This window comes from Vulgatibacter sp. (genome assembly GCF_041687135.1).
In the GTDB taxonomy this organism is placed as follows: Bacteria; Myxococcota; Myxococcia; order Myxococcales; family Vulgatibacteraceae; genus JAWLCN01.
Genome location: NZ_JAWLCN010000003.1, coordinates 705,976 through 732,478 on the forward strand (window position 1 = coordinate 705,976; position 26,503 = coordinate 732,478).

The 26,503-nt window shown below is 65.9% G+C and carries 25 protein-coding genes and 1 tRNA gene; 15 read left to right on the forward strand and 11 right to left on the reverse strand.

What is annotated here, in order from left to right:
• Positions 1 to 139: 139 nt before the first annotated feature.
• Positions 140 to 736: a YdeI/OmpD-associated family protein gene (locus tag ACESMR_RS10580; RefSeq protein ID WP_373047025.1), complete on the reverse strand. Its 597-nt coding sequence runs from the start codon at positions 734 to 736 to the stop codon at positions 140 to 142.
• Complete coding sequence (locus ACESMR_RS10585) at positions 717 to 1,229, reverse strand: cupin domain-containing protein (protein WP_373047026.1); 513 nt, start codon at positions 1,227 to 1,229, stop codon at positions 717 to 719. Before ACESMR_RS10585 ends, ACESMR_RS10580 begins: the two co-directional genes overlap by 20 nt.
• A 48-nt stretch (positions 1,230 to 1,277) precedes the next feature.
• Here ACESMR_RS10585 and ACESMR_RS10590 point away from each other — a divergent pair, with 48 nt between their 5' ends.
• Positions 1,278 to 2,069: a DUF6597 domain-containing transcriptional factor gene (locus ACESMR_RS10590; protein ID WP_373047027.1), complete on the forward strand. Its 792-nt coding sequence runs from the start codon at positions 1,278 to 1,280 to the stop codon at positions 2,067 to 2,069.
• Between the two features lie 61 nt (positions 2,070 to 2,130).
• Here ACESMR_RS10590 and ACESMR_RS10595 read toward each other — a convergent pair whose 3' ends face one another.
• On the reverse strand, positions 2,131 to 2,799 hold the full coding sequence (locus ACESMR_RS10595) for a TetR/AcrR family transcriptional regulator C-terminal domain-containing protein (protein ID WP_373047028.1): 669 nt from the start codon (positions 2,797 to 2,799) through the stop codon (positions 2,131 to 2,133).
• 124 nt (positions 2,800 to 2,923) lie between these two features.
• Here ACESMR_RS10595 and ACESMR_RS10600 point away from each other — a divergent pair, with 124 nt between their 5' ends.
• From ACESMR_RS10600 to ACESMR_RS10620, 5 genes are all read left to right on the forward strand, one after another.
• Entirely contained in the window at positions 2,924 to 3,637 is a 714-nt protein-coding gene (locus tag ACESMR_RS10600) for an NAD(P)-dependent oxidoreductase (protein WP_373047029.1), read from the forward strand.
• Positions 3,638 to 3,869: 232 nt separating this feature from the next.
• On the forward strand, positions 3,870 to 5,753 hold the full coding sequence (locus ACESMR_RS10605; RefSeq protein ID WP_373047030.1) for a hypothetical protein: 1,884 nt from the start codon (positions 3,870 to 3,872) through the stop codon (positions 5,751 to 5,753).
• On the forward strand, positions 5,740 to 7,257 hold the full coding sequence (locus ACESMR_RS10610; RefSeq protein ID WP_373047031.1) for a hypothetical protein: 1,518 nt from the start codon (positions 5,740 to 5,742) through the stop codon (positions 7,255 to 7,257). The genes ACESMR_RS10605 and ACESMR_RS10610 overlap by 14 nt, the downstream gene beginning before the upstream one ends.
• Positions 7,258 to 7,843: 586 nt before the next feature.
• Positions 7,844 to 8,377 carry a hypothetical protein gene (locus ACESMR_RS10615; protein ID WP_373047032.1) on the forward strand — a complete coding sequence of 178 codons (534 nt, stop codon included), beginning with the start codon at positions 7,844 to 7,846 and terminating at the stop codon, positions 8,375 to 8,377.
• Positions 8,378 to 8,397: 20 nt separating this feature from the next.
• Positions 8,398 to 9,585 carry a DGQHR domain-containing protein gene (locus ACESMR_RS10620; RefSeq protein WP_373047033.1) on the forward strand — a complete coding sequence of 396 codons (1,188 nt, stop codon included), beginning with the start codon at positions 8,398 to 8,400 and terminating at the stop codon, positions 9,583 to 9,585.
• A 553-nt stretch (positions 9,586 to 10,138) separates the two neighbouring features.
• On the opposite strand, the gene ACESMR_RS10625 is transcribed toward ACESMR_RS10620, so the two are convergent.
• The 5 genes from ACESMR_RS10625 to ACESMR_RS10645 form a co-directional block, all read right to left on the reverse strand.
• The gene (locus ACESMR_RS10625) at positions 10,139 to 11,698 is read right to left on the reverse strand and encodes an ATP-binding protein (RefSeq protein ID WP_373047034.1); all 1,560 of its coding nucleotides are present in this window, start codon (positions 11,696 to 11,698) and stop codon (positions 10,139 to 10,141) included.
• A 10-nt stretch (positions 11,699 to 11,708) separates the two neighbouring features.
• The gene (dndD, locus tag ACESMR_RS10630) at positions 11,709 to 13,775 is read right to left on the reverse strand and encodes a DNA sulfur modification protein DndD (RefSeq protein WP_373047035.1); all 2,067 of its coding nucleotides are present in this window, start codon (positions 13,773 to 13,775) and stop codon (positions 11,709 to 11,711) included.
• On the reverse strand, positions 13,747 to 13,971 hold the full coding sequence (locus ACESMR_RS10635; protein ID WP_373047036.1) for a hypothetical protein: 225 nt from the start codon (positions 13,969 to 13,971) through the stop codon (positions 13,747 to 13,749). The genes dndD and ACESMR_RS10635 overlap by 29 nt, the downstream gene beginning before the upstream one ends.
• The gene (dndC, locus tag ACESMR_RS10640) at positions 13,968 to 15,104 is read right to left on the reverse strand and encodes a DNA phosphorothioation system sulfurtransferase DndC (RefSeq protein WP_373047037.1); all 1,137 of its coding nucleotides are present in this window, start codon (positions 15,102 to 15,104) and stop codon (positions 13,968 to 13,970) included. The genes ACESMR_RS10635 and dndC overlap by 4 nt, the downstream gene beginning before the upstream one ends.
• A 226-nt stretch (positions 15,105 to 15,330) precedes the next feature.
• Positions 15,331 to 15,406: transfer RNA gene (locus ACESMR_RS10645), tRNA-Asn, on the reverse strand.
• Between the two features lie 164 nt (positions 15,407 to 15,570).
• Here ACESMR_RS10645 and ACESMR_RS10650 point away from each other — a divergent pair.
• Entirely contained in the window at positions 15,571 to 16,344 is a 774-nt protein-coding gene (locus tag ACESMR_RS10650) for a DUF2058 family protein (RefSeq protein ID WP_373047038.1), read from the forward strand.
• A gap of 222 nt (positions 16,345 to 16,566) precedes the next feature.
• A complete protein-coding gene (gene queF, locus ACESMR_RS10655) occupies positions 16,567 to 16,923 on the forward strand; it encodes a preQ(1) synthase (RefSeq protein ID WP_373047039.1) in 357 nt (118 codons plus the stop codon).
• A 79-nt stretch (positions 16,924 to 17,002) separates the two neighbouring features.
• On the opposite strand, the gene ACESMR_RS10660 is transcribed toward queF, so the two are convergent.
• A complete protein-coding gene (locus ACESMR_RS10660; RefSeq protein ID WP_373047040.1) occupies positions 17,003 to 17,905 on the reverse strand; it encodes a metallophosphoesterase family protein in 903 nt (300 codons plus the stop codon).
• A 192-nt stretch (positions 17,906 to 18,097) separates the two neighbouring features.
• Between ACESMR_RS10660 and gluQRS the strand changes: the two genes are divergently transcribed.
• Genes gluQRS through ACESMR_RS10675 form a run of 3 tightly spaced genes read left to right on the forward strand, consistent with a single transcriptional unit; the run spans position 18,098 to position 20,509 of the window.
• On the forward strand, positions 18,098 to 19,057 hold the full coding sequence (gene gluQRS / locus ACESMR_RS10665) for a tRNA glutamyl-Q(34) synthetase GluQRS (RefSeq protein ID WP_373047041.1): 960 nt from the start codon (positions 18,098 to 18,100) through the stop codon (positions 19,055 to 19,057).
• Positions 19,058 to 19,101: 44 nt separating this feature from the next.
• The gene (locus ACESMR_RS10670; protein ID WP_373047042.1) at positions 19,102 to 19,914 is read left to right on the forward strand and encodes a GNAT family N-acetyltransferase; all 813 of its coding nucleotides are present in this window, start codon (positions 19,102 to 19,104) and stop codon (positions 19,912 to 19,914) included.
• Between the two features lie 22 nt (positions 19,915 to 19,936).
• Positions 19,937 to 20,509 carry a tRNA-(ms[2]io[6]A)-hydroxylase gene (locus ACESMR_RS10675; protein ID WP_373047043.1) on the forward strand — a complete coding sequence of 191 codons (573 nt, stop codon included), beginning with the start codon at positions 19,937 to 19,939 and terminating at the stop codon, positions 20,507 to 20,509.
• A gap of 7 nt (positions 20,510 to 20,516) precedes the next feature.
• On the opposite strand, the gene ACESMR_RS10680 is transcribed toward ACESMR_RS10675, so the two are convergent.
• Positions 20,517 to 20,975 (reverse strand): DUF1579 domain-containing protein, encoded by a 459-nt coding sequence (locus ACESMR_RS10680; RefSeq protein WP_373047044.1) that lies wholly within the window; start codon positions 20,973 to 20,975, stop codon positions 20,517 to 20,519.
• Positions 20,976 to 21,157: 182 nt separating this feature from the next.
• Between ACESMR_RS10680 and ACESMR_RS10685 the strand changes: the two genes are divergently transcribed.
• Entirely contained in the window at positions 21,158 to 22,840 is a 1,683-nt protein-coding gene (locus ACESMR_RS10685; protein ID WP_373047045.1) for a M14 family zinc carboxypeptidase, read from the forward strand.
• Between the two features lies 1 nt (position 22,841).
• On the opposite strand, the gene ACESMR_RS10690 is transcribed toward ACESMR_RS10685, so the two are convergent.
• Positions 22,842 to 23,810 (reverse strand): YbgA family protein, encoded by a 969-nt coding sequence (locus ACESMR_RS10690; RefSeq protein ID WP_373047117.1) that lies wholly within the window; start codon positions 23,808 to 23,810, stop codon positions 22,842 to 22,844.
• 106 nt (positions 23,811 to 23,916) lie between these two features.
• On the opposite strand from ACESMR_RS10690, the gene ACESMR_RS10695 reads away from it, so the two are divergent.
• From ACESMR_RS10695 to ACESMR_RS10705, 3 genes are read left to right on the forward strand one after another with little or no spacing between them, the layout of a single operon-like run.
• Entirely contained in the window at positions 23,917 to 24,378 is a 462-nt protein-coding gene (locus ACESMR_RS10695) for a hypothetical protein (protein ID WP_373047046.1), read from the forward strand.
• Positions 24,379 to 24,436: 58 nt separating this feature from the next.
• Positions 24,437 to 25,237: an enoyl-CoA hydratase/isomerase family protein gene (locus ACESMR_RS10700; RefSeq protein WP_373047047.1), complete on the forward strand. Its 801-nt coding sequence runs from the start codon at positions 24,437 to 24,439 to the stop codon at positions 25,235 to 25,237.
• A gap of 28 nt (positions 25,238 to 25,265) precedes the next feature.
• On the forward strand, positions 25,266 to 26,471 hold the full coding sequence (locus ACESMR_RS10705; protein ID WP_373047048.1) for a glycerate kinase: 1,206 nt from the start codon (positions 25,266 to 25,268) through the stop codon (positions 26,469 to 26,471).
• Positions 26,472 to 26,503: the final 32 nt, after the last annotated feature.

The following is a 26,503-nucleotide window of genomic DNA, read 5'->3' on the forward strand; positions in this document are numbered from 1 at the left end:
AGGAAAACGCTGAAAGTCATCATCGCGGCCACGCTACTTGCCGAGGAAGGGAGGTGCAAGCGCCGGCGGGATCGCGGCGCTGCGCGGGTCGATGATGCGAGCTGCCGCTACAGGCACGCTTGCTGCGGCAGACGGTATCTCAGTGGAAGGTCTCACCACGGACGCACATCTCGACGCAGGTCGCGATGCGCCGCGCGCGGGTCTCGGGGCGCTTGGCGGTCTGGACGCGGTAGAGGATGGCGTAGCGGTTCGCCGAGCTGAGGCCGTCGAAGAACGCGCGGGCGTTGGCGGGGGCGGCGTCGAGGGCGGCCGCGAGATCCGCGGGGATCTCGGCGGTCCGGTGGGAATCGTATGCTGCCTCCCACCGGCCATCGGCGCGGGCGGCGTCGACCTGGGCCTGTCCGGCAGGCTCCATCCGCCCGTCGGCGATGAGCGCCTCCGCTTTGCTGCGGTTGATCTTCGACCACTTGCTCCGCGCCCGGCGAGGCGTGAAGCGCTGCAGGTAGAACGAGGCGTCGAGGGCGGCCTTCTGCCCGTCGATCCAGCCGAACCGCAGCGCTTCGTCGAGCGCTTCCGCGTAGGACGGGCCGGGCGTCCCGCTCTCCTTCTTCGGGATCTTCAACCAGAGCCCGGCGCTCTCGGCGTGGTGGATCGCGAGCCAGCGTCCAAAGGCCCCGGCGTCGGGGAAGCCGAGGATCGGCAACCCGTCCGCCGCCTCAGCGGTCGTCTTCGCCATCGTAGTACTCCACGGTGTCGGCGATCCGGTAGAGGCCCCGGATCCACGGCGGGTCGAAGAAGTCCGCGCTGCTCGAGCCCACCGCGGCCACCTTCTGCGAGTCTGGATATCCGATGACGTCGGCCGTGGCCTGGGTGGACAGGCACAGGTAGCGAAGCGGCGTGGAGCCCGTGTTCACCAGCTCGTGCGCGGAATCGGGTCCGGGCCGGAAGGTGACCCAATGTCCGGCGCGCACCGCATGCCGTTCGGGGCCGAGTCGCAGGGTGCCCTGCCCCTCCAGCACGAAGAGCGCTTCGTCGACACCGCAGTGGTAGTGGAAGGGGAACGCCGACTTCCCCGGGGGCACCTCGTAGTGGGTAGCCCCGATCGCCCCACCCCCCGCAGCTCTGGCCAGAGGACGTGCGGTGGCGGCGAATCGGTTGGCGTGTTCGATCGGGATCGTCCGCGCGTCGTCGAGGTGGACGAGCGAGCCGTTGCTGGTGGTAGCTGTCATGCGGTCAGTATGGGTGCGCCGCGCCCGGCGCGATTGTAGAAACGCGTCATGAGACCCAGCACCGGGACGGGTGGCATCCTCTATCCGGCCGCGGCCACGACCGCCTTCGAGCTGACGCGGTTCGAGCCCGGCCCGGCGTTGGCACCCTACGTCGAGCGCCACTGGGTCGTGCGCTGGTCCGTCGCCGATTCGTTCGTGCAGCCGATGGTCGCCCATCCCTGCGTCAACCTGACGATCGAGCCGGAGCGCGCCGCCGTGCACGGCGTCGTCACGCGGCGCGCGTCCAAAGCCCTCGAGGGGGCCGGACGTGTGGTCGCAACGAAGTTCCGACCGGGCGCCTTTCGGCCGTTCTGGGGTCGCTCCGTCCACGAGCTCAACGATCGAGCGGTCGATCTCGAGCAGGTGTTCGGGCCGGCAGCGAGTGTGCTCGCCTCCGACGTGCGAGCGTGTCCGGGCGACGCCGACGCCGTCGCGCTGCTCGAGGACTTCCTCGTTGCACGGCTCCCCGAGCCGGATCCTGCGATGATGATGGTGGTCGAGGCGGCCCGCGTGGTGCTGGAGGACACGGAGCTCACGCGGGTGACCGACCTGGCGGCGCGCATGGGCGTCTCGCCGCGCCGCCTGCAACGCCAGTTCCGGGAGTACGTGGGCATAGGCCCCAAGCTCATGATCCGCCGCGCGCGCATCCATCGGGCCGCGGCGATCCTGTCGGCGGGCGGCTCGGTCGACCTGGCTGGGCTCGCGCTCGACCTCGGCTATGCCGACCAGGCGCACTTCGCGCACGACTTCAGGGCGGAGGTGGGCTGCGCGCCCAACGGCTACCGGCGCGCTTGCGGGTAGGTGGGGGCCTTCGTGAGCGCCGGTGGTCCGCCGGCGCCCAACCGATCCGGGCGGGCCCCCGTTACGAGAGCTGCCGCTCCAGGCCGTCGAGGATGAGATCGAGCCCGAACTCGAACTCGGCTGCGTAGGAGTAGCCGCGCTTCAGCACGTGCGCCTCGGTCATCTCGCGCAGGTGCGGGTACTCGTCCGCGGGGAGGCCCTCGAGGATGTGCTCCGCCACCGCCTGCAGGCTCTCCTCGTCGTCGAAGGGCAGGCTCTGCTCCTGCATCGCGAAGCCATAGATGTAGCTGTCCAGCGCCGAGAAGGCGTGGGCGGCGAGGGCGATGGAGAAGCCGCCGCGGCGGAGGCAGCCGAGCACCTGGTCGTGGTGGCGCAAGGTGGCGGGGCCGGGGTTCTTGCGCGAATCGAGCAGGCCGATCGCCCAGGGGTGGCGTGTTAGGGCGGCGCGGGCCGAGAGGGCGCGCTTGCGCATCGCCTGCTTCCAGCCGGTCCTGCCGCCGGGCAGATCGAACTCCGCGAAGACGAGGTCGACCATGCCGTCGAGGATCTCCTCCTTGTTTGCGACGTGGTGGTAGAGCGACATCGCCTCGACGCCGAGCCGTTCGGCGAGCTTGCGCATGGAGAGCGAGGCGACGCCGCCCTCGTCGGCTGCCTCCACGGCGGCGCGGAGCACGCGCTCCCTGGTGAGCGGCGCCCGGGGCTCGGCCCGCCGCCTGGTCTTTCCTGCCATCTACCCACTCCTCCTGCGCTCGGTGTACCGCGCCCAGCCGGGCGTCGGAGGCCGATTTGACAACCTTACACCGTACGACTAGATCTGTCGTGGCATTCGACTTACAGCGTAAGGAGCTGGGAGAATGGATCGCACGGAGAACAGGGAGCACGGCACGGGCGGGCGCCCGATGCGCGTCTGCATCGTCGGCGCCTCGGGGAAGCTCGGCCGGTACATGGTCCAGCACACGCTGGATCGGGGCTACGAGGTGGTCGCTGTCTGCCGGGCGCAGAGCGTGGGCAAGCTCGCGGCCTTCGCCGACCGGATCACCATCGTCCCGGGGGCGACCAACGACCGCGAGGTGATCCGCCGCGCGGTGGCGGGCTGCGACGGCGTGCTCACCGTGCTCGTGCCGTGGGGCGTGCAGGCCTACTCCAGCGGCACGGCGCAGGCGGTGCTCGACTTCGCCCCGCCCGACGCGCGGCTCGTCTTCTCCTGCGGCTGGCACATCACCCGCGACGGCAAGGACGTCTACTCGCGGGGCTTCCGGTGGATGCTCGCCTTCTTCACCTGGCTGGCGCGGGTGGTGCGCTTCGCCGAGGTCGACGATCAGGTGGAGGCGTGCAAGCGGATCTTCGCCAGCGGGCGGCGCTGGACCGTGGTGCGCGGCAGCGATCTCGAGGAGGGCGAGAGCCAGGGGCTGCCGGTGTGGAGCCGGCACGTGGGGGATCCCGTGCTCGCTAGCAACCGCACCCGCCGGATCGACTTCGCGCTCTTCATGGTCGAGGCCCTGCAGAACGACGTGCTCGTCCAGGAGGCGCCCGCCATCGTCGGTTGCCACCCCCCGCCAGAGGCGTGAGGCGTGGTGGAGCCGGTGGGCGGTAGGGTGGGATTGTTCACCACTTCTTGCGCGCCGGTGAGACGCAGCAGGTCTCCCAGCGGCGCGTATTAGCGAGGACATGGGCTTGTTCGACTCTAATGGGGACGGACAAGCACAGGTCCGCGGATACGGGCCGCTTCAAGCACCTTGCGCACTCAATCACGCCCGGCGAGACTCGCAATGGCGTCAGCCTGCTGCGCGGAGCAAGAAAATGGGAATCGAAGAGGCACTAGTCGAGGCTCAGGAAGTCCACTACACAAAGCTTCGACCGATACTTCGGGGGCGCTTTGCACTGTCACGAACTGCGATACCCTACTTCTCGGGCGTAATGTCGCTTGAGGAGGTCGCTAAAGAGCTCGGTCTCGTCGAGAACCTACCGGCCGACCTTCGAGCCCGCTGGAGGCTGGAAGAGCTCTTTCAGAGGGAGATCGACTGGGACCGGGTCCGCAAGAGTATCGTGCAGGGCTACCTGCGGGTCCCTGACAAGCTGAAGTTCTTCAACTCGATTACGGTGGCCCTGCTGCCGCTCGACGAGAAGCGCCACATTACGTCCTCGTATGGTGACGCCAGCAATGCACCCGAACCCAAACCGAGTCTCCGGGCGTCCCCTTGGTCCGTGTCTAACATCGGTGGAGTTCAGCTCATCCAAGCAGATTCGTCACCCCACGGCTTCGTGCGCTGGGACCCGACAAGAATCTTCCCCGCTACCATTGACGGCCAGCATCGCCTCGCGGCGCTGCAAATGTTGCTCAACGAAGGAAGCCTAAGCCTCGACGCGCTATCTACAGAGATCTCCGTCCTGTTCTTGATTGCCGACAAACGTGCCGGCTTTGACACCGCCCATCTGCAGGCTCTCCCCGACGAAAACCCAATCCTCGCGGTAGTTCGGGAGATTTTCATTGATTTGAACAAACACGCAAAAGGCGTGAAGCGTGCAAGACAAATTCTACTGGACGACCAGGACATCAAGAGCCGCTGTGTAAGGCAAATGGTCTCCTCTACGATTGGCGAAGTAGAGGAGGGTCGGCTGCCGCTTGGAGTCGTCCACTGGCAGCACACCGATACTGCCAAGTTCAACGTCGGCGAAAAGACCGCTCCATTCATCACTACCGTTGAACTGCTGTACTCCATCGTAGAGAGCGTCTTGGCTCTCGATACGCCTCGTGATCCGATGGATGAGGCTCAGGTTCGCCGGTATGTTGACTCGATTGAACGCGCTCTTGGAGTTTCCCAACAAATCGCTTCTGAGCCGGCGACATATCCAAACGTCGCTCCCCTGAAAGACTACGTCGAACGAGTACATCTTCGTGAGGGATACGAAGTTCCCTTTGTAACGCTGCCATCGGTCTATTTAAAGGCCGCAGACGAAGCATTCAAGGTTCGCTGGCGACAGCTCATTGTTTCGACGCTCCAGCGTTTTCAGGCCTATAGTGACTTTATCGATGAGGTTCGCGCTCGGGACGCTCTCTCGGGCGAGTTGGCTGCGTTCTTGGTTCTGCCCCGCAGGGCCCAGCTTCAGCAGATTGACGAGTGGGGTACCGAGCGGTCTGCTAGATTAGACGAACCCTTGCATGAGCTGGCCGCACTGAAGGATGGCAAGTGGCCGTTCTTTGCTGTGTTCCAGAAGGCAATCATCAGAGCGACTGTAGATGCCTGGGGCGAGAGAACGCGTGACTCTCGGCGCAAGCCGACCCTAGAAGCCTTCCTCGACGAATGGTTGTCGTTCCTTAACTGGATGTGGGAGCGCGGCCATTTCAACCTGGATGCAATCCTGCAGGATGACAGCGATTCGCGACTCTGGGCGGCAATTGGCCTGAACGTAGCCTCTGACACCGTTCGCTACAGTGATGCAGCAATGAAGCGCATCGCCGGCCTCCTTATTCTGTGGTGGTCTGTATACAACGGCGAAACCCCCTCCAGTGCTGCAAAGAAATACAGCAAGGTTTCTGGCAACCTTTCCCAGTGCATGCTCGCCCTCTATCCCGAGGAGGAGGACATTGGCGCGAGACAATCTTTGGCCAGAGACCGGCTTGAACGGGTGCTAAAGAAGGCCAAAATCGGCCGAGGAAGAAGGACGCCCAATGGCTCGGTTTAGCGCAAGTGACGAGGCTGTCATCGGTGCGTCGATGCGCCGCGGCGGCGTCGTCTTCCTTTGTGGCCAGCGAGGCATCGGGCTTACACACTATGCGGCTCGTCTCGCCGAACGCTCTCTCGATTCCTCCACGCTCTTGGCTCGTATTGATCTGGCGCGCCTTCCCTCTTCGGACCTAGTCGCAGGAGCGATCGCTAGTCAGACGCCCTTCTCCTCGTTGGCCAGTGATCCGAACGGCTTGATGGTTGAACTTGCTCGTGAGTTCAGGGAGAGAGGAAGACGGTGTCTGTTCGTCTGCACGAATTGCCATCGTGGAAGCTCCTCTGGTGCACTCGATTGGATCCTTAGAGCAGCACTCGGCGGCTACGTTGGTGCAAGTGAGGCCGGCGCCTCGTTCCTTTTCGAAGGTGCTGTCGACGCAAACGGGGTTCTCCGCTCCTTGGGGCTCAACGGTAGCAGCCTGCAAGTAGCGTGGGCTGATTTCGGCTCTCCCTGGCGATCGATCCTTGAAATGGAGGAGCTTTGCCGCGCGAACCAGCTTCCTAGCTATTCCCCAATCCTTCCCGCTTGGTTGGCGGACGTAGCGGGAAGTGACATTGCATTGGCCAAGGAACTGATCGCAGGAATACCGACAAACATGGAAGCCTGGAGCGGGGAGGTGTTGGAGGAGCGGCGTGTAGCAATGTTGGCGGACAGCGCTGCGAGTTTCCGGATAAGAGATATCATTAAAAAGCACTCATCCCAGCCAGATGTGGCCGTGCTGCTCAAAAAGCTTGCGGCAGGCTCCACCGAATATGGTCATCCTCCGCAGGCGCAGCGGACTGGGTGGCTGCAGGAGCTCTTTTTTGACGGACTTCTTGGTTACGATCCACTCGCCCGCGCCTATCGAATCCGCTCGGGTATAGTGGGTCAAATCGTCGCGCAAGCACTGGCCGGGGCGTCGGCAAATGGCGCCGGAGCTGGCGTGCGAGGAGTTGATTCGCCCATCGCACGTGCGATGACTCTGCTAGCGCCCGTAGCTACGCTCGAGCTGGGATTGCGTGCAGACATTAGTGCCTCGCGATTGTCGTCGGCATCAAGTGTAACTAAGACGGCGACGGGACTGCGCGATGCGAAACGGGCCGTAGTGGCCGAGGTGGCAAAGTTGGAGCTGGAAGATGGCGAAGCCAAGAAGGTGATGGATGCGATTGGTCGCGCACTACCAGAGCAAGAGACAATTGACAAAGCAATCGAGAGAAGGCGCGGGAAGGACGGCAAGTCGGACCAGAATGCTGCAGACCTCCTAACACTTCGTGAACTCATCTCTGTCGCTCAGAATCTCGGCATAATGATCGACAAGGCGGTTGGTCCGCTCACTCTGATAGCCGATCGCAGGAATGATATCGCGCACTTCCGCGGTGTCGCTTATGACGATGCGCTCTCACTATTGCGGTCTATCGAGCTGGTGTTTGCGCAGTTGAAGGAGACTCAAAGCGGTCGGACACTACCCGGTGAAGCGAACGTCTAACCACAGAATCCCGCCCCCTCCTCACCCGTCGGTGACCTCGGTGGGTGTCCACGAAATCGGGGCAGGCCCAACCCGGACGAACGAGCGGCGCCGGCTGGGGCGATAAGCACGGTCAATGAGCGGTACCTCGTCCTGCGTGCGCTCGATGCCGCGCCACACCGCCACGGGCCCTCTGCCATCTGCCCTACAGTTTGGAATCAGGGCAGCCCGCCCCCAGCGACTACCGAGAGCTGCCGAAGAAGCGAGGCGTCACCAGCAGCGTGAGCCGCCAGCTCAACTGCTATAACAACGCGGCGACAGAGTCCCTCTTTAGCACCGCGTGAGGCTCGGAGCGCAGCTCGAGAGCCGCCGCGAAGCGCGCGAGCAGCTACTCGGTACGAGTGGCGCCGTTCACAATTGCAGCGCAGGGATGGATTGCTCGTCTACCTTAGCCCGGCCGGTATCAACGAGCCTCAACTCATAAGTAGGTGGCGTTGGCGGCCTGCCAGGGTGGTCGGGTCAAGGCCGTGAGCGCTCTGTTGTCCGACGCGTCTTGCGCTCGTCACTGGCTTTTACCTACAGTGCCGACAACGGGAGGACCAGCGGAATGACGCACGGCGCGGCGACAAGCGAGACCAAATGGAAGGCGCTCAGGGGCGACATAGCGCACCGCATCACACTGCCCTTCCAGCATCCCGAGCTTGCGATCTACTTCACCTTCTTTGTGCTAGGCGCCGGCCACCTTGGTACGTGGGTCGAAGTGTTCAGGCCGATGATGACCTCGGAGGGCTACACGTCGTCCGCGGTGATTCAGATGAGTCGCGCTGCTGCTGGGGCCTCCTTGTCACTATGCGGTCCGATGCTCGTTCACCTCGCGATCGCCCGCTTAGCACGCGCTATCACGGTGCTATCAATCGGGCTCGTCTCCGCCGGTATAATACTGAGCTTCGTGACTTTTATCCTGCCTCATCCGCGTGCGACCCTCGCTACAGGCATCATAGCGTCGCTTCTTTGTTTGGGGCTCTGGTGGGTTTTGAACCCGACAGGCTCTGTCGTTGAGGACGAACCTAGTTTATCCGCCGCGACGGGCGGTGACGTAAGCACCGAGCTGGAAGGCTCCACGGCGGACTTCGCACTATGAACGCTGCGAGAAGAGCATTTTTGGTAACGCCAGTTCTCCGTGTCGAGCAGCCGCTCGGTGAATTCTTTATCGCCTCACTCCCAGCGCGAGTACTCCAGTCAGTCACCTACTCGGCCGCCGCCGAAAAAGAGGCAGGGGAGGATTCCTACGGCGTTCGTGGTGGGCAGCGCATCCTCGATCCAAAGCGAGCGGAGGCCATCGGAGATTTTATCAACGGTGTCGACGCCTGCTTTCCGAGCAGCATCATCCTTGCCGCGAATAGCCCACCGGATGGTGGCTCGACGAATGATTCATCTAGATGGTTCGTCGACGACACGCGACCAGGTTGCTACGAACTCGTTATTCCATCGGCCACGCCACTTGCACGCATCGTGGACGGTCAGCACCGCGTCGCCGGATTTAGCTTTGCCGAGCCGGCGCGTCTTGACATGACGATGCCGTGCTCAATCTTCGTTGACTTGCCATTGGCCTATCAGGCGTACCTGTTTGCGACCATCAACTTCAACCAGAAGAAGGTCGACCGCAGCCTAGCTTATGAGCTCTTTGGCTATAGCCTAGATGAGGAGCCGGCAGCGTCTTGGTCGCCAGAGAAGCTCGCGGTCTTCCTCGCACGGCGACTAAACGCCGACGACGCGTCGCCATTCAAGAACCATCTAAAGGTCGCGCTAGTCGACCGGGAGGCGACACCCTCAGGTGAATGGCGCGTATCCATGGCTACGGTTGTTGACGGCCTGCTTTCTCTTTTCTCACGCCGGCCACAGGCCGACCGAAACTCGCTGAATGGCTATGAGTCCTCCAAGCGGCGCCGCAGCACTCTTAAGGATGACGGCACACCTTTACGGTTTCTGTTTCTCACAGGAAACGACGTGGTTCTTTACGCCGTCGTCCTCAATTTCTTCGCCGCAGTGTCAAAGCTTTTCTGGGTTTCGGAGCCTGGTTATGCAGTCAGAACGGTTGGCATACAGGCGTTTTTTGACATTATGCGTAAGCTGCTTGAAGACTTTGAGCATAACCGGCGGGCGTCTATCGCATACTTCTTGGACAAGCTGGCGCCCGCCGCTGGGGTCGACCTGTCCGACGATTTCTTCCAGGCAAGCGGAAAGGGGCGCGTGCGCATTCGAAACACGCTCGCACTTCGCCTTGGACTGCTAGCGCTCAAAGACTTGCCGCAAGCGGATCGGGCTAATTATGCCCGACTCGCAGGATAGCGGTGCTCAGGCTTCGGAAAGTCCTCCGTTCGCGGTTGCGGCGGTGAGTCTAGCGAGAAGGACTACTTTTCGACCTAGACGGGCTAGTAGCAGTGGTCGGGGCAGACCTGCGCGGAGGCGACACTCGCGACTCCATTACCAACCTGACGGGGTGATGGGCTCGCTTCCCGTCGGTGCGCGGTGGCGGCTCGGCGCCACCCGACAAGCTAGAATCGAGTTGCTCGAGTGGCGCGCGGAGGCTGGCGGGCCTCGTCGCTGAGCATCCGGACCTTTCGAATCTGGTGCCGCCATAGTTTGTCCGCCAGGGTCCACCCGCGCGTGCTTCCTTGGCGACAGGCATCCAACTTGCTCGCCAGCCAGAGCCTGCGCGCGCGAAGGTCGGCTCGGTCATGGCCAGCTTCTCGGCACGCGCGGCTGCTACTTTAGCGATGGAGCCGGTGTAACGGAGTCATCGCCACCGGGGCAGATGTACCGAGCGATCAGGCGTGGCAATGAGTAGGCGGCAGCTCCTCCGCTCTCTCCTCCGCTGGCACAGGGTCCATTACTTCGCTCATCAGCGAAAGCTTTCCTCGTCCCACGCTCGGACCTTAACGAAGCCCTTGTCCGGAAGGCGGGTAACGGCGATACCGCTTGCGAGGCCAGCAAGGTCCTCCGCTCGGCCTAGCATGTGAGATAAGACCGCGGGCTTAGCATTAGTCTTGAGGCAGACGCCGATGCCGAGATTCTCGAGAAAGTTCTCTTCGTCGCCTGCGAAATCATCAGGCGACTGAGAGATCATCATGACGGCGCCGCCCTTGGACCGCGACTCTCGAACCAGGCCAATAAGCGAAGCCTGCTCGTAGGCGAGGACCTTGCGAGCCTCGTCAACGCACACGACCAGCCGCATCGCCCTGTTGCCATCGGAATCGGTGGGCGCATCCGCCAGCTCGGTCAAATATGCGTAGGCTGCGTCTAGCAGCATGAACACTATAAGTCGCTGGGCGACTTCGGGAAGATTGTGGACGTCGACCACCCAGCTCCGCGAAAAAAACTCTTCCGGGGGCATCCGCGGCTCGAAGAGCTTGAACTTCGACATATCGTCGAATGTGGTAATCGCGAGATCGTCCTTCCGCCTCTTCTCGGCATAGACCTCTTTGAGGCGCTCATGGACATCGGCCAGTCGGACAGGTCTTGAGCCTAGGAGGGCGCGCGTCGCCGCTTCACCGACGAGCGCTGTCTGGATATCTCCTAGGCGTGACCCCTGGGGAATACGACAGAAAGACTCCCTAAACCTGAGAGCTGCCTTAGCAAGTGCTACAGAATCGGCTGCATCCGCGCTCAGCATGTCCAGGGGAATCGGCTGGCGGGGGGGCTCAAGCACCTGTGCCCCCAATTCGCTGACCAAGGACTTGTCGGCAGCCAGGTCTCCCTTGCCCATATCGAACAGGAGCACGGGGCATCCGCTTTGTTTATGGGCGGCGACTAGCATGCTCTTGGCGATGACGGTCTTGCCGGTCCCGAGCGTGCCCATCACGGCAACGTGCGGCGACGTGCCCTTGGCGTTGATGCGGAATGCCACCGGTTCGCCGTTGGCCGCGTTCACGCTAAGGGGGCCAAGAGGCAAACTGACCGGCACTGCACGAGGGGCAAAGACCACCCGGCTCTCACCGTACGTTGGTCGCGCGGAGCCTGTGGGGACTTCACCTCCAGCGCCAAGCCCAGCCTGAGCGGCAAGATGGACGAGGAAACGATCATAATCGCCCTCGCATGCCTGCCAGTCTTCCTCAAGGAGCTCCGCTCCCCTTGCCCAGTGCCTCCTCACGAGATCCTGGAGATCGGAAAGCGAAGCGTCCTTCAGCTCAGCGTGCTGGACAAGAAGCGAGATCCACGTGCGTGCATTGTCGCCGAAGAGGTTGGTGCCTCGGATGGTCTTCCCGCCGCTATCCCCGCATGCAGGAGGCGGACCTGCGACAGACAACGACCGAGCAATTGCCAAGCGTGCAGCGTAGTTGCGCCCGCGAAGTGCGAGCCTCCCAGGCCCAGCAAACTCACTGTTAATGTCGTCGGCCTTCGTCGAGGTGGTGAAGGCGGCACGTGCGATGTCTTCAAATGTAAACGATGCGGATACCGACATGCTTCGCCTCCTAGAAATACTTCCCGCGCGTAACACGGGCACGGCCAGCACGCGAACCGCTACGACCCTCGTGCTCAATGAGGAAGGTCTCGGCGACTCTCGTGCCGATCGCGTCCTTGAATGCATCGACTACCTCAGTATCTTGGGAAAGCAGGATAATCTGCTCGCCGGCACGATCACTGAAGTGTCGCAGCACATTTTCGCGGTGCTTGGCATCAAGGCGCGCGAGAGGGGTATCGATAATGAGCGGGAAGCGCACTTCGGCGGCCTGAGCAATCGCCGAAATAAGAGAGAAAGCAAAGATCTGATTCTCGCCGGCCGACTGATCGAGTGAGCGGATATCGTCCGTCCCGTTTCGCGGCATTAGACGGACCTCGCAGTCCCGCGTAATCTCGATCCGCCCGATATTGCTCTTGTGCGCCATCGCAGCGAATGCATCGGTCATCCTGGTGGCGATGTCGTCGACACAACCTCCCACCGCCTCCTCGATGAAGGGACCGATCATATCGGCAATCTGCTCGCCAAGGTCGGCCTTCGCGATGAGCGGCTGCGCTTCGGCGAAATGAACACGCTCGCGCTGCAATTCGGCGTGCTTATTGGCTCGCGCCTGGTCTAGACCGTTGATTTCGCGCTCGATCGCACGGATCTCGCTGTCCGCCTGGCTTCTCTCGCCGACGGCCTTATCAAGCTCCGACGTTAGTTCGGCGATGACCGAGTCGAAGCTAGCGTAGGTGTTGATCTGGTTCTTGAGCTTTTCATGCTCGTCACGAAGACCATTCATCTCGTGCAAGAGTTGGCCAATGCTCTCCTGGCCAAGCTTCGAAACCGCATCCAGATTTTCAATCACACGAGCTCGGTCGAGATCCGAGAGGGAGGGATGGAGGTAGCCCTCTGCACAGCCGTCGGCAGGCGGATGCCATATTGCCGTCCATGCAGCCTCGGCTTTTCTCTCAAGAACCTCTCGTTGGGTCTCGGAGAGTGCCGGCTGGAACTGCGGCTCTGCGACCGCGAACGCCCGCAGAAAGCGACCGACCTGGCCTTTGCTCGACTCCAGACCGGATTCCCACTTGGCGAGTCTTTGCTCGGCGACAAGGCGATTCCGAAGTGCTTCTCTGACGGCGGTACCGGCAAGGGCGAGGGAGAAATCTCCGCCGAGGAGCTCGGTCAAATCGCCCATCATCTTTTCGAGCGACCGATCGATTCGATTTTGCTCGTCAGCAAGCCGCTTGACGCTCTGCACCGCGCCGCCGCTCATCCCCGACATGCGGCCGCGCAGCTCGTCACACTCACGTTCCGCGTGCCGCAAGCGCTCCTGTGCCGCGAGCTGTAGTTCGCGCAGCTCGTTCAAACGCGAATCGATTGCCTCCACCTCTTCCTGCAAGCTGAGAAGCAGGGCGCTATCAGCGCCGCGGACCTCGCTGCGCTTCATTCCAACGTAAGTGCGAAGGTCGGTGGCGAGGTCGCGCATCACCTTCACGCCGAGGAAGCCTTCAATCCCGTGGCGGACTTGGATCGCCATCTCCCGGCGGGCGAGATTCTGGACCCGCTCGCCGTCAAAGAGGAAGAACTCGGCGAGATGTGCTGGAAGCGCGGCCTTCGCAATCCAGCCGCGAGCGAAGTCGTCTTTATCTTCCAGTTTACCGGGCATGCGGCGTTTGCCGTTGTGGTCGATGGTTACGCTCTCGCCATCGCCGAGCAAACGCCCATCGACTGTGAAGTTCCAGGTGCGCTTGATGTTGATGCTCTGGCCGTCGGTGTCGTCCTCGAAATCGAGTTCGACGGCCATCGAAGTTCGGCCTTCCGCTCGGGCGCGGTCATTCCAGGCGCCTTCGATAAACTTGCGATAATTCTGGCGTCTGCGCTCATCATCACCGAGCGAGTCGGCGCGCGCCACGATCGCCAAGCCGTCACGCCCATATAGGCCGAGAGCGATAGCCTCCAAGAGGCTCGTCTTTCCGTACCCGTTCTTCGCCCCAACAAGGATGACGTTCCTACGCTTGCCAGGAGCTGGAAAATCGAAAGTGTGCTCTCCACCGTAGAGCTTCCAGTCAAGCAGCCGAATCTTCCGAAGGTACACCGGCAGCTCCTTCCGTTGCATCGCTGAGAATCTCGTCGAACTGGTTGAAGAGTCCGTGTCGGCGTCCGCGGCCGACCTGATCCAACTCTGCCTGGACGAGTCGCCGAACCGTTTCGATCGAGACGCCGATTTCGCGGCACCGCTTCTTGAGAAGGTCGCTTCCCTGTCCACGCTCGATAAGCTTGATACCGTTCATGGCTTAGCTCCGCTTCTAGCGTTCCTCAGGGCACCAAGTACACTCTGCGCCTCAGCGAGCGTGTCTTCGGCCCACAATCGCTTGATCTCTGAAAGTTCAGCGTCCGAGATCAATGGGAGACCGACCTCGTCCTGAACCGCGAGAAGCTTTTCCAGAATCGCTTGCCGGGCTTCGAGAGTGAAAGGGCCCGGGACCTCCGAGCCGTCTTTCATCAACGTGACGAGACCGTTCCGGCGCGTCCTCTGTCGCCTGGACCTATCGTTGCGAATTGCCGCCAGCCAGTCGCGGAAGTACATGAGCGGTTCCAGGTGGGTGAAACCGTTATCGATGAACCCCTCGATGCTCTTATCTTTCTCGACGACGGTGCAGGTCCAGCAGCCAAAGCGCGATGAGGAGGACCCGCACGAAGGAGCTTCATCCTTGTCGAGAACGAGCGGGCACTCACCCCCTTGCGCGTTGCGGTACAGCGTCACGAGCTCACGGTGGCTGCCACCCCAAGGTGGCGGGCGCTGCAAGAGAACTTGCCAGACCTCGTCAGTTTCGAAATCGACGATTGGCCGAAAGACCAAACATCCCTTCAAGGTGTTATGAGCGTTGAGTCGGCGTCCATCTTTCGGTGTATACTTGTTTACCGAGGCAGCGCGAACCGCCGATTCAGCACGCCGCACACCGAGGAGCAGAACAACCTGCCCGCTAGCCGCCACCTGGCTCGTGATATAATCAGATGTCGGCCTGATCTTCATACGATCAGTGCACCATCTGAACATGCGGTTCGGCGATGGATACCCACGACCGATCAGGTTGACCCAAAAGGTCTGGTCAGGCTGAGGAGAGGTCTTGACGACGGTGATCGGCAAGAGAAGGCGATCGCTCGCTGCCCGAATCAGTTCGAGCATCTTGTCGATGTAGTTGGCAAGGATTGGAGACTCGACGAGGGTATCGTTTGTAAGAACGTGTATTGGCCGCGTCCGCTCGTCCGGAGCGAGGTCGAGCAACATCTCGATTACAAACTGTAAAACGAGCGTCGAGTCCTTTCCACCCGAGTAGCCGACGATCCATGGAAAACGCTGCGATTCATCGAGATACTCTGCACGTATCTCCTCCTTCGCAGTTCGAATTCTCTCGGTCGTCAAAGACTGGGACACGTCACTCGGTGCCAAGGCGATCCCTTCGCGGCCGCCGGCGATGCGCTGAGTTGTTCGTGCTATCGGTGGGGCAGGCGGCTAAATTAGCGGCCAGCCTAGCGGTCACTCGGTTGCGTGTCAACGCAGCGAGCTAGAATGCGTAACACGACCGTCCGTGCCATCCAGGAAAGCAAAAGGCCCGGCGACCATGTGGGCTGCCGGGCCTTTCATTTTCTGGCTCCGCGGCGAGGACTCGAACCTCGGACCCGGTGATTAACAGTCACCTGCTCTACCAACTGAGCTACCGCGGAATGTATCTGTCGCGCCGTGCTGGCTTTCAGGCCGCCGTCGCTTTCGGGCGGGATAACTACTGGCGCGCCCTGTCCATGTCAAGAAGGTTTCTTGATCGGTTGCGCGCAAGGGGGAGTAGGGGCATTTTAGCGCGCCCGATTTCCGGGTGAGTGGGAAGAGCCGAATGGGACTGCAGAGCCTTCGCGACAAGCTGCTTCAGGCCGGTCTGGTCACCGAGGACCAGGCCAAGAAGGCCGAGGCCGACCTCGAGGCGCGCAAGCGCGCATCCCGTGACCGCCAGCAGCAGGGCGGCGCGCCGCGTGGCGGCGGGGGTAGGCCCCAGGGGCGCGGGCCCGGCGGTCCGAACCGTGGCGGCGGCCGTCCCCAGCAGCCTCCCCGCGAGCTCACCGAGGAAGAGAAGCGCAAGCGTGAGGAGGAGGCGGCCTTCCGCGAGAAGGAGCGCCTGCTCGCCAAGGAACGCGAGGAGAACCGCAAGCGCGCCCTCGAGGATCGCAAGAAGCTCGAAGGCCTTCGCGAGCTCTGCGAGAAGCACGAGGTCACCGAGCGCGGCGACGAGGCCTTCTTCTTCTCCTCCCGCAAGAAGAAGGTGATGAAGATCTTCCTCACGCCCGAGCAGCTGAAGGCGCTCGAGGCGGGGCAGCTCGCGATCATGGACAAGCCGATGCCCGGCGAGCTGGCCACGGCGCTGGTCACCCGCGAGGCGGCAGAGGGCGCGGTCAAGATCGACTCGCGGGCCCTGCGCTTCTACAACCGCGGTGGCGGCGAGACCTACGGCTTCAAGGCCGACTCGCTCCAGGCAGGCCCGGACGCGGAGAACACCACCGAGTCCCACGAGGAGCCCGCCGTCGAGGGCGAGGCGCCCCAGGCTGCCGCCGCCCCCGAGGCCAGCACCGCCGACGCGGCCCAGCCTGAAGAGACCGAGGAGAAGGCGAGCTAAGAGCCGCCCACCCTCGAGCACGAGCAGGGCCCGGGCGACCGGGCCCTCGTCGTTTGAAGGCCCCCGCCCCGCAGCACCACTGGCGGAGACGAGCTCGTTGGCGTTAGAAGGCCCGCGAGCCGCCCGGACGATCCGCCCGCGCCCGTGCGTTCCACCGACAAATTGCCGCCTGCAGCCGCCCGCCAAGGGCGCGCGGGCCCACCGAGAACCAGAGAAGCCACCATGCCCAGCCTCCCGTCGAAGCAGCTCGAGACCTTCCCCAACCCCAAGCCGGCCCGCCGCTACGAGATCCTCTTCGACGCGCCGGAGTTCACCTGCCTCTGCCCGCTCACCGGCCAGCCGGACTTCGCGCACATCAAGGTTCGCTACATCCCGGACGAGAAGTGCATCGAGCTGAAGAGCTTCAAGCTCTACCTGTGGAGCTACCGCAACGAAGGCGCCTTCCACGAGGCGGTGACCAACCAGATCTGCGACGACCTGGTGGCCGCCACCGATCCGCACTTCCTCGAGGTCACCGGCGACTTCTTCGTCCGCGGCGGCGTCCGCACCGTGGTCACGGCGACGCACAAGAAGGGCTGAAAGCCCAAAGCCCCCACAGAGAAAAGGCGCGCAGGCCCAACGGCCGCGCGCCTTTTTCCGTCCAGACCAGCCGGAAGACTCACCCCGTCGTCGGCACCAGCCCCGCCGGTGCCTCGACCTCCGCCTCCAGCGGCGCCAGGGCCATGTTCTGCAGCCCGGTGAGCCTGCCGCCCTCGGCATCGACGAGCCAATAGCCCTCGTGCCCCAGCCACGTGGAGCTGCCGCCGCCCACCACCATCGGCCCGCCCGGCACCTGCCACGCATAGCGGATGTGGATGTGGCCGCAGTGGATCGCCGCCACCCCGCCCCGGGCGCAGACGTCGATCAGCGCCCGCGCATCCGCCAGCCCGTGATCCCGCCGGTCCACCGAGCCGTCCCAGCGCAACGGGGCGTGGTGCACCACCACGTGGATCGACCGCCCCCGCACCCGCCGGTCGGCGCAGATCTTCTCGAGCGAACGAAGCTGCGCCTCGCCCACCAGCCCCGAGGCGATCCCCGGCACCAGCGGCACCCGGGCCGAGCAGAGCCCCACCACCGCCACGTCCTCGCCGACGAGGCGCACGTGGGGCCACGCCCCCTCGCCCCGCAGCTCGGGCAAGTCGCTGCCGAGCAGGTGCCCGAACCAGCTGTCGAAGCGCTTCTTGTCACGGCTGCCGGGGGTGAAGATGTCGTGGTTGCCGGGCACCACCGTGAGCAGATCCGGCCGATCCGCCAGCGGGCCTAAGGCCTTGCGCGCCGCCTCGAACTCCGCGTCGACGGCCAGCGCGGTGAGATCGCCGGAGAGGATCACGTGATCCGCCCCCTGGCGCAGCCCCTCCTCCACCAGCCGGCCGATCGTCTCGGGCGCCTTCACGTACCGGCGCGCCCGCCTGGCGAGTTTCAGCTCGAGCTGCCCCGCCATCCGGCGCCAGCCCATCCGTCGCCAGGAGTCGGCGTCGTAGTCCATCTGCACATGGACATCGGAAATGTGGAGAATTCGCACGCCCTTACCCCTTCCTGCCCCTTCCAACGGCGACACTCTCGGCTGCAAACCTAGGGACGCAAACGCTGCGGGAACAGCGGCCCGGCGCCTGCTCGGCTGGCCGCTCCCCTGCCCGCCCCCACCCCACAACGCAGGCCGCCTGAAAGCCTTTCCCGGTGGGGCGCCCCGCCCTCCCGCGCTACCTTCGCCTCCATGAAGGTCCGTGGCCGCTTCGCGCCCTCGCCCACCGGCGATCTCCACCTCGGCAATGCCCGCACCGCCCTGCTCGCCTGGGTCTCCGCCCGCGCCCAGGGCGGCGCCTTCGTGATGCGGATGGAAGACCTGGACAAGCCGCGGGAGCGCCCCGGTGCCGCCGCGCGGATCCTCGCCTCCCTGCGCTGGCTGGGCCTCGATTGGGACGAGGGCCCGGACGTGGGTGGCCCCTTCGGCCCCTACACCCAGAGCGAGCGCTTCGCCCTCTACGAGGCGGCCACCGACCGCCTCCTCGAGGCGGGCAAGGCCTTCCACTGCTGGTGCTCGCGCGCCGAGGTGGCCGCCGCCTCCGCCCCCCACGCAGGCGAGGAGGGGCCCCGTTACCCCGGCCGCTGCCGCACGCCCGACGAGGAGCGTGCCGCCTCCCGGGCGCGGGAGGGCCGGATCCCCTCGGTGCGCTTCCTCGTCCCGGATCACCCGGTCCGCTTCGAGGACGGGATCCACGGCCTCCAATGCTTCGACGTGCACGCGCTCACCGGCGACTTCGTCATCCGCCGCGCCGACGGGGTGGCGGCCTACCAGCTCGCGGTGGTGGTGGACGACGCGGCGATGGAGATCACCGAGGTGGTCCGCGGCGACGACCTCCTCTCCTCCACGCCCCGGCAGATCCTCCTCTTCGAGGCGCTGGGGCTGCCCGTGCCGCGCTTCCTCCACCTGCCGCTCCTCCTCGGCCCCGACGGCGCGCGCCTCGCCAAACGCCACGGCGCCGCCTCGCTCACCGAGCTCATGGAGCGCGGGGAGGATCCGAAGGCGATCACGGGCCTGCTCGCCTGGCTCTCGGGGCTGGCCGAGAAGGACGAGCGCCTCACGCCGGGGGAGCTCGTCGCCCGCTGGGATCCGGCCCGGGTCGGCAGGGCGCCTGCCCGCCTGCCGGAAGAGGCCCTGCACCGACTCCCGTAGCCAGGGGATCGAAACATGCCCCCCGGATCGGCTAGAGTGTCCCCGTGATCTCGCGCCTTTCCAGAGCCGACGAGGGGGAGCTCCGGGCCCTGCTCGCCACCGACCCCGTCACCTACTGCTTCCCCTGCGCCATCCTCGACGAGCGCGGGATCGGATCGGGGCAGGTGCTCTTCCACGGCCTGCGCCAGGGCGGCGCCCTCAAGGCGGCGGTGGCGATCATCGGCAAGGCCCGCCTCGCGGTGCCGATCGGCGGCGAGAAGAAGGAGCAGCAGGAGCTGGGCAAAGCGCTGCGCGGCCAGATCCGCGGGGTGATCGGCAGGCGCGATCTCGCCGACTCGCTCTGGGAGGCCGGCGGCACCGAGGAGCCCTGGCTCGTCCACGCCCACCGCCTCTACCGGATCACCGCCGAGGACATGGGCCCCTGGACCGCGCCGGGCCTGCGCCTCGCCACCGCTTCGGATCTGCCGGAGGTGCTCCCCTACGCTGCGGCGATGCAGGAGGAGGAGACGGGGCGCGATCCCCTCGCCGAGGATCCGGCGGGCTACCGCGACCGCACCGCCGCCCGCATCGACGCAGGCCGCCTCTACGTGCTCGAGGAGGACGGCGAGGTGGTCTTCCAGGTGGCGATGGGCGCGGTGGGCTCCTTCGGCGCGCAGCTCGAGGGCGTCTACACCCCGCCGATCTTCCGGGGCCTGGGGTACGCGAGCCAGGGGCTCGGGCAGCTCTGCCGCACGCAGCTCTCGCGGCTGCCGCGCCTCACCCTCACCGTGAACGAGGCGAACCGCGAGGCGGTGGCGCTCTACCGCAAGCTGGGCTTCGTGCAGGGCGCGGCCTTCCGGATGATCCGCGCCGACTGAAAAGCGGCTAAGGTGCGCGGCGATGTTGCCGCTCCGCTCCCGCACCGATCCCCGTTGGCTCGAATTGGCGGTGGCCCGCTTCGACGAGGTCCTCGTCGATCACGCCCACTGCGAGAAGAAGGCAGCCGCCTCGGCGATGTGGCTGGTCTCGGCCTACCCGGACCACGACGTGCTGATCAAACGCTGCGCGCGCCTCGCCCACGAGGAGCTGCGCCACTTCCGACAGGTCTACGATCTCATCTCGGCGCGGGGGCTCGTGCTCGGCAAGGACGAGGGGGATCCGTACGCGAAGGAGCTCCTCTCCCACGTGCGCACGACGCTCGCGGAGCGGCGCACGGACCGGCTGCTGGTGAGCGCGCTGATCGAGGCGCGCTCGTGCGAGCGGCTGGAGCTGCTGGGCGAGGGGCTGCCGGACGAGGAGCTGCGCCACTTCTACCGGCGTCTCGCGCGGGCAGAGGCCGGCCACTACACGCTCTTCGTCGATCTGGCGGAGCTCTACGACGAGCCCGCCCGCGTGCAGGCCCGTCTCGCCGAGCTGGCGGAAGTGGAAGCGCAGCTAGTGGCCCGGCTGCCCATCCAGCCGCGCATTCACTGAGCGCCGGCTACTTCACCCGCCGGTACGTGGTGGTCATGAACTCGTGCCAGGCGCCGTCCTTCTGCATCAGGGCACGCAGGTACCAGCGATCGTCGCTCTCGATCTCGACCACGTCGCGGTAGGGCACCTGCTTCGTCGGGTCGTCCATCGCCGGCCCCTGCGTGTCGAGGTTGAGGCGATCACCCTCGCGCTGGCCGTCGTAGACCCACTGGAAGTCCATCATCGAGGCGACGAAGGTGCCCTCGTGGCGCTGCTTACCGATGTTGTAGCCCAGGGTGATGAGCGCCGTGCCGGGCTTGCCCTCGAAGTCCGGCATGTCGAACTCGCAGACGATCCAGAGGCCGCCCAGGCTCCGGACGCGGGCCTTGCCGCTCACGTTCTCGCCGCCCATCTCGCTCTGCCACTGCCACTCGCCCACCAGCCGCTGCAGCCAGCGGTGCTCGTTCGTCGGCTCGATCTTCTCCATCGTCGTTCCTCCGGTCGGGGTTCCAGGTGAGCATGACGGCATGGCCCGGGTGAACTCATCGGTGCATCGGCGGGAAGCTCGGCGGTTGTCATCGGCCCTGTCTTGGCGGAAACATCAGGGCGAACGGCAGCTCCCGACCGGGGCCTGCATGGCTACCCCCACCCCTTCTCGAAAGAGCGCAGATGAAGACTCCCTACGAGCTCGGGAACGGCAACCAGACCACCACGTGGGCGGAGTGCATCGCCTTCTACGAGCGGCTGGCGAGTGAGCACCCGGGGGTGCTCCGCTTCGAGACCGCCGGCGAGACGGACATCGGCGAGCCGCTGCACGTCGGCGTCATCTCCGCTGACGGCGTCTTCGATCGGCAGGCGATCCAGGCCGCCGGCCGCACGGTCTTCTTCCTCGACAACGGCATCCATCCCGGCGAGCCGGAAGGGATCGACGCGACGATGATGCTCGTCCGCGATCTCTGCGAGGATCCGCAGCGCCTCGACGCCCTGGGCAGCACGGTGCTGGTCTTCGTGCCGATCTACAACGTGGACGGCGCGCTCAAACGCAACGACACCAGCCGCGTGAACCAGGAGGGCCCGGAGGCCTTCGGCTTCCGGGGCAACGCGCGCCACCTCGACTTGAACCGCGACTTCGTGAAGTGCGACTCGCGCAACGCCCGCAGCTTCAACCAGCTCTTCAGCGCCTGGGATCCGGACGTCTTCGTGGACACCCACACCTCGAACGGCGCGGACTACCAGCACGTGATGACGCTCATCGCCACCCAGCCGGACAAGCTGGGCGGGCCACTCGGCGCCTTCCTCCGCGAGCGGATGCTGCCGCACCTCTACGAGGAGATGACGGCGCGCGGCTTTCCGATGTGCCCGTACATCAACACGCGCAAGGAGATCCCGGATGACGGCATCGAGGACTTCCTCGACACCCCGCGCTTCTCCACCGGCTACGCGGCGCTGCACCACGTGATCGGCTTCATGCCCGAGACGCACATGCTCAAGCCCTTCGGTGAGCGGCTCGCGAGCATGCGCCACCTCGTCGAGGCGGCGCTCGCGTTCACGGTCGCCCACGGCCAGGAGATCCGCGGCCTGAAGGCCGAGACCCGCGCCGCGGATCGCAAGCGCCGCACCTTCCCGGTGCAGTGGCGCCTGGACGAGACCCGGCACCGCACCTTCCGCTTGAAGGGCTTCGAGGCCCGCTGGGAGCCGAGCCGCCTCGGCACCTACCAGCGCCTCCGCTACGACCGCAGCGCCCCCTTCGAAAAGGCGATCGCCTGGTTCGACCGCTTCGTCCCCGCCGCGGAGATCGGGGCGCCCGCCGCCTACGTGATCCCGCAGGCGTGGCGCGAGGTGGTGGAGCGGCTCCGCCTCAACGGCGTGCACGTGAAGACGGTCGCCGAGGCGAAGACGCTCGAGGTCGAGGCGTACCGCGTCCTCCGCTACCACCCGCGCTCCCATCCCTTCGAGGGACGCCACCTCCACGACGAGCTCGAGCTCGCCACCGAGCGCCTCCGCTACGAAGCGCGCGCCGGCGACTTCCTCGTCCCCGTCGATCAGGACCGCGCCCGCTACGTGATCGAGACCCTCGAGCCGATCGCCCACGACAGCTTCTTCCGCTGGGGCTTCTTCGACGCCGTGCTCCACCGCAAGGAGCGCTTCAGCGACTACGTCTTCGAGGACGTGGCGGAGGAGCTCCTCGAGACGGAGCCCGGCCTGCGCGAGCGCTTCGAGGCCTGGAAGCGGGAGAACCCCGCGCTCCTCGACAGCAGCGAGCACGTCCTCGGCTTCCTCTACGAGAATTGCCGCCGCTACGCCGAGCCCGAGTGGATGCGGGTGCCGGTCTTCCGCCTGCCCCGCGCGTAGCTCACACGTGGTTGCGGAGCATCAGCTCCTTCGGATGCGGCTGCAGATACGTCTGCGCCGCCAGCCACGCGTCCTCGCTCTGCCGCAGGAAGTGCTGCAGCAGCGTGAGTGGCACCACCAGCGGCACCAGCCCGTGCTGGTAGTCGCGGATGAGCGCGAGCGCCTCCTCCTTGTCCCCGGCGGAGATGAGCTTCTTGAAATGCCCGAGGATGTGCTCGAGCACGTTGGTGTTGCGGCGCTTGGTGGCAGGCGCCGCCAGCGCCTTCATGAAGCCCGCGGCGTAGGCCTCCTTGAGCTCGGAGACCTTCACCTCCTTCGCCCGCGCCACCAGCTTGCCGAGCTCCTTGTAGCCAACCGGTGAGTGGGCGAGGAGCTGGTATTTGTGCGCGGCGTGGAAGGCGACGAGCCGCCCCACGCTGAAGCGCTCGTCGAGCAGCGTGCGCAGGCGCCGGTAGGCGAAGACCCTCTCGACGAAGTTCTCGCGCAGCCTGGCGTCGTTGAGCCGCCCCTCCTCCTCCGCGGGGATGAGCGGATGGGCCTCGAGATAGGCGCTGGCGAAGAGGCCGACGCCGTCGCGCCCGGGTGAGCCCAGGTCCTTCTGTCCGTGGAGCGCGCCCTCCGGATAGACCTTCACCCGGAGCATGCCGCAGGTCGGCGAGTCCTTCTTGAAGACCACGCCGTGCACGTCGCCCAGGCCCTTCACCCGCTTGCGCGTGTGGCGGCGCATCCGCTCGCTCCAATCCTCGAGGCTCCTGGTGCCGACGAGGCGAAAGGCTCCGTCGACCCGCACCAGCCGCACCGGCTCCCGGGGGATCCCCATGCCGATCTCGACCTCCGGGCAGAAGGGCACCCACTCGACGTAGCGGCCGAAGCCATCCGTCAGGAAGTGGTCGTGTTTGTGCCCGCCGTCGAAGCGGACTTCCTTGCCGAGGAGGCAGGCGCTGATTGCAATGCGGATCGGCTCGCTCACAGCCTTCAAGATGCGTCCTTCTTCTCCCGGTTTCCGCCACCTGCGCGTGCTCCCCCCGCCGCCGCCCCCGCGGCCGTGGTGGCACTTCCCTGCCATCGTGGGCGGGGTGCTGCTTTCGCTGGGGCTGCTGGTCCTCTGGATCGCTGCCTGGGGCCTGCCCGCGATGCGGGTGGCCGGGCAGGCGCAGCTCGAGCGCGAGGCGATCTCCACCCTGCGGCGGATCCAATGGGCGGAAGGCCGCTACCGGGAGGAGACGGGCGCGTGGGGCACGATCCGCCAGCTGGCGGGAGCCGATCCGGTGGACGGGGCGACGCTCGGCGGCTCGCTCCTTCCCACGGTGGGCGTGGAGCTGCACGGCCAGGTGCTCTTCCACGAGGGCTATTGCTTCCGCATCGACGTGCAGGAGGACGGCTACGGCGCCTGGGCCTGGCCGCACGCACCGGGCGCCACGCTGGTGGCCTGCATCGGGCCCACCGGGGATCCGGTGCTCACGCCGCTGGAAGCCCACGGCTGCGAGGGCGGGCCGCCGCCGTCCGCTTGCGGAAAGGGCGCGCCCCACCCGCCTTGACTCGCGGGTCGGTCCCCGGCTTGCTCGGCGGAACCCCTGCCCGAGAGGTGAACTCCCCATGGCCGAGATCCTCCAGCGCACACGCGAAGGCGCGGTGCAGATCCTCACCTTCAACCGGCCCGAGACCCGCAATGCCCTCACGCCGGAGCTCGCGGACGCGCTCACCATCGCCCTCGACGACGCGAAGCACGATCCCGCCATCCGCGCGGTGGTGCTCACCGGCGCCGGCGGCTCCTTCTGCTCGGGGATCGATCTCGCCAACCTGATGGGCATGCTCGCCGAGGATCCCTCCCCGGCGAACCGCCGCGCGCTCTCGCGGCGGGTCTTGGGCGGCCAGCTCCACGGCGCGATCCGGGCCCTCTGGGATCTGCACAAGCCCACCGTCGCCGCGGTGCAGGGGAGCGCCGCTGGCTTCGGCCTCGATCTCGCCTGCGCCTGCGACCTGCGCGTGATCGCGAGCGACGCCAAGCTCTCCTACACCTTCGTGAAGCGGGGCCTGGTGCCGGATGGCGGCACGGGCCACTACCTGCCGCGGCTCATCGGCCTCGGGCGCGCGCTGGAGCTGGTGCTGCTGGCAGAGCCCTTCGACGGCGTGCAGGCGGAGCGACTCGGCCTCGCCAACCGCGCGGTGGAGAGCGAGCGGGTACTCGCAACGGCGCTCGAGCTCGCCACCCGCCTCGCTGCCAACGCGCCGCTGGCGATGGCAGCGGCGAAGAGCCGCCTCAAGGCGAACGACTCCTTCGGCCACGAACTCTCGGCTGCGGTGGAGCACGCGGCGATGGGGATCGGCAGCGACGACGCGATCGAGGGCGTCACCGCCTTCGTGGAGAAGCGGCCGCCCTCCTTCTCCGGCCGCTGAGCCGATGGTCTCGCTGCGGGAAGAGCTGGTGTCGATCTACCGGGACGCGGTGCGCTCGCTCGCCGGCAACCGCCTGGTGTGCGAGGCGCTCGCGGGCACGGCGCGCCCCGGGCGCCTGTCGGTGCTCGCCCTCGGCAAGGCCGCCGGCTCGATGCTCCGCGGCGCGCAAGAGGCGTGGGGTCCGCTGCAGGGCCTCGCGGTCGCCCACGCGGGCAGCGAGATCCCGCAGGGGATCGAGTTCGTGGCCGGGGAGCATCCGGTGCCGGGGCGCGGGTCGCTCCAAGCAGGCGCACGCGTCCTCGATTTCGTCCGCGCCCTCGGGCCCGAGGACGAGCTGCTCGTGCTCCTCTCCGGCGGCGGCTCGGCGCTGGCGGAGCTGCCGGCAGAAGGGCTCACCCTCGCCGATCTGCAGGCGACGACGAAGCGGCTCCTCGGGGGCGGCGTCTCGATCGATCGCATCAACGCCGTGCGCAAACACCTCTCCCAGCTCAAGGGCGGCAGGCTCGGCGCTGCCTGCGGCGCCGGGCGGATCCGCGTTTTCACCCTCTCCGACGTGGCGGGGGACGATCCGCGGGTGATCGCCAGCGGGCCCTTCGCGCCCGACGACTCGACCTGCGCCGACGCGCTGGCGGTGATCGAGGGGCTCGCCGTGCCACCCGCGGTGCGGGCCCACCTCGAACGCGGCGCGGAGACGCCGAAAAAGCCGGACCCGCGGATCGAGCAGCGGATCCTCGCAGGCCCCCTCGATCTGCCCCGGGCCGCTGCGAAGATCGCCCGGGAGCGGGGCTTCGCCGCCACCGCCCTCGACCACTTCGTCGGCGGCGACGTGGAGGTGGTGGCATCCCGCTGGGCCGCCTTCTTCGCCGAAAGCCACCCGCCGGGCACGCTGCTCGCGGTGGCGGCGGAGCCCACGGTGATCCTCCCGCGGGAGGCTGGCACCGGCGGCCGCTCCCAGCACCTCGCCCTGCGGGTGGCGCTCTCGCTCGCTGGCAGGCGGGACGCCGCCTTCCTCGCCGCAGGGAGCGACGGCCGCGACGGCAACAGCGACAACGCCGGCGCCGCGGTGGACGGCTGCACGGTGGCGGACGGCGAGGTGGAGATCGGCGAGGCCCTCGCCCACGCAGCGAGCGCCGCTGCCTGCGCCCGCGTCGGCGCCTGCATCCCGGCCTGGGAGACCGGCACGAACCTCGCGGATCTGCACCTGCTGGCGATCGGCCACGCGCAGCGCCGATAGACGACGCCTCGAGCGGCACCGATTGCAGGACG

What these genes read in the sequence shown, in the direction of transcription:
- ACESMR_RS10580 (WP_373047025.1), bottom strand. Translation starts at nt 736, where the DNA reads ATGGCGAAGACGACCGCTGAGGCGGCGGACGGGTTGCCGATCCTCGGC.
- ACESMR_RS10585 (WP_373047026.1), bottom strand. Translation starts at nt 1,229, where the DNA reads ATGACAGCTACCACCAGCAACGGCTCGCTCGTCCACCTCGACGACGCG.
- ACESMR_RS10590 (WP_373047027.1), top strand. Translation starts at nt 1,278, where the DNA reads ATGAGACCCAGCACCGGGACGGGTGGCATCCTCTATCCGGCCGCGGCC.
- ACESMR_RS10595 (WP_373047028.1), bottom strand. Translation starts at nt 2,799, where the DNA reads ATGGCAGGAAAGACCAGGCGGCGGGCCGAGCCCCGGGCGCCGCTCACC.
- ACESMR_RS10600 (WP_373047029.1), top strand. Translation starts at nt 2,924, where the DNA reads ATGGATCGCACGGAGAACAGGGAGCACGGCACGGGCGGGCGCCCGATG.
- ACESMR_RS10605 (WP_373047030.1), top strand. Translation starts at nt 3,870, where the DNA reads ATGGGAATCGAAGAGGCACTAGTCGAGGCTCAGGAAGTCCACTACACA.
- ACESMR_RS10610 (WP_373047031.1), top strand. Translation starts at nt 5,740, where the DNA reads ATGGCTCGGTTTAGCGCAAGTGACGAGGCTGTCATCGGTGCGTCGATG.
- ACESMR_RS10615 (WP_373047032.1), top strand. Translation starts at nt 7,844, where the DNA reads ATGACGCACGGCGCGGCGACAAGCGAGACCAAATGGAAGGCGCTCAGG.
- ACESMR_RS10625 (WP_373047034.1), bottom strand. Translation starts at nt 11,698, where the DNA reads ATGTCGGTATCCGCATCGTTTACATTTGAAGACATCGCACGTGCCGCC.
- ACESMR_RS10635 (WP_373047036.1), bottom strand. Translation starts at nt 13,971, where the DNA reads ATGAACGGTATCAAGCTTATCGAGCGTGGACAGGGAAGCGACCTTCTC.
- ACESMR_RS10650 (WP_373047038.1), top strand. Translation starts at nt 15,571, where the DNA reads ATGGGACTGCAGAGCCTTCGCGACAAGCTGCTTCAGGCCGGTCTGGTC.
- queF (WP_373047039.1), top strand. Translation starts at nt 16,567, where the DNA reads ATGCCCAGCCTCCCGTCGAAGCAGCTCGAGACCTTCCCCAACCCCAAG.
- gluQRS (WP_373047041.1), top strand. Translation starts at nt 18,098, where the DNA reads ATGAAGGTCCGTGGCCGCTTCGCGCCCTCGCCCACCGGCGATCTCCAC.
- ACESMR_RS10675 (WP_373047043.1), top strand. Translation starts at nt 19,937, where the DNA reads ATGTTGCCGCTCCGCTCCCGCACCGATCCCCGTTGGCTCGAATTGGCG.
- ACESMR_RS10680 (WP_373047044.1), bottom strand. Translation starts at nt 20,975, where the DNA reads ATGGAGAAGATCGAGCCGACGAACGAGCACCGCTGGCTGCAGCGGCTG.
- ACESMR_RS10685 (WP_373047045.1), top strand. Translation starts at nt 21,158, where the DNA reads ATGAAGACTCCCTACGAGCTCGGGAACGGCAACCAGACCACCACGTGG.
- ACESMR_RS10700 (WP_373047047.1), top strand. Translation starts at nt 24,437, where the DNA reads ATGGCCGAGATCCTCCAGCGCACACGCGAAGGCGCGGTGCAGATCCTC.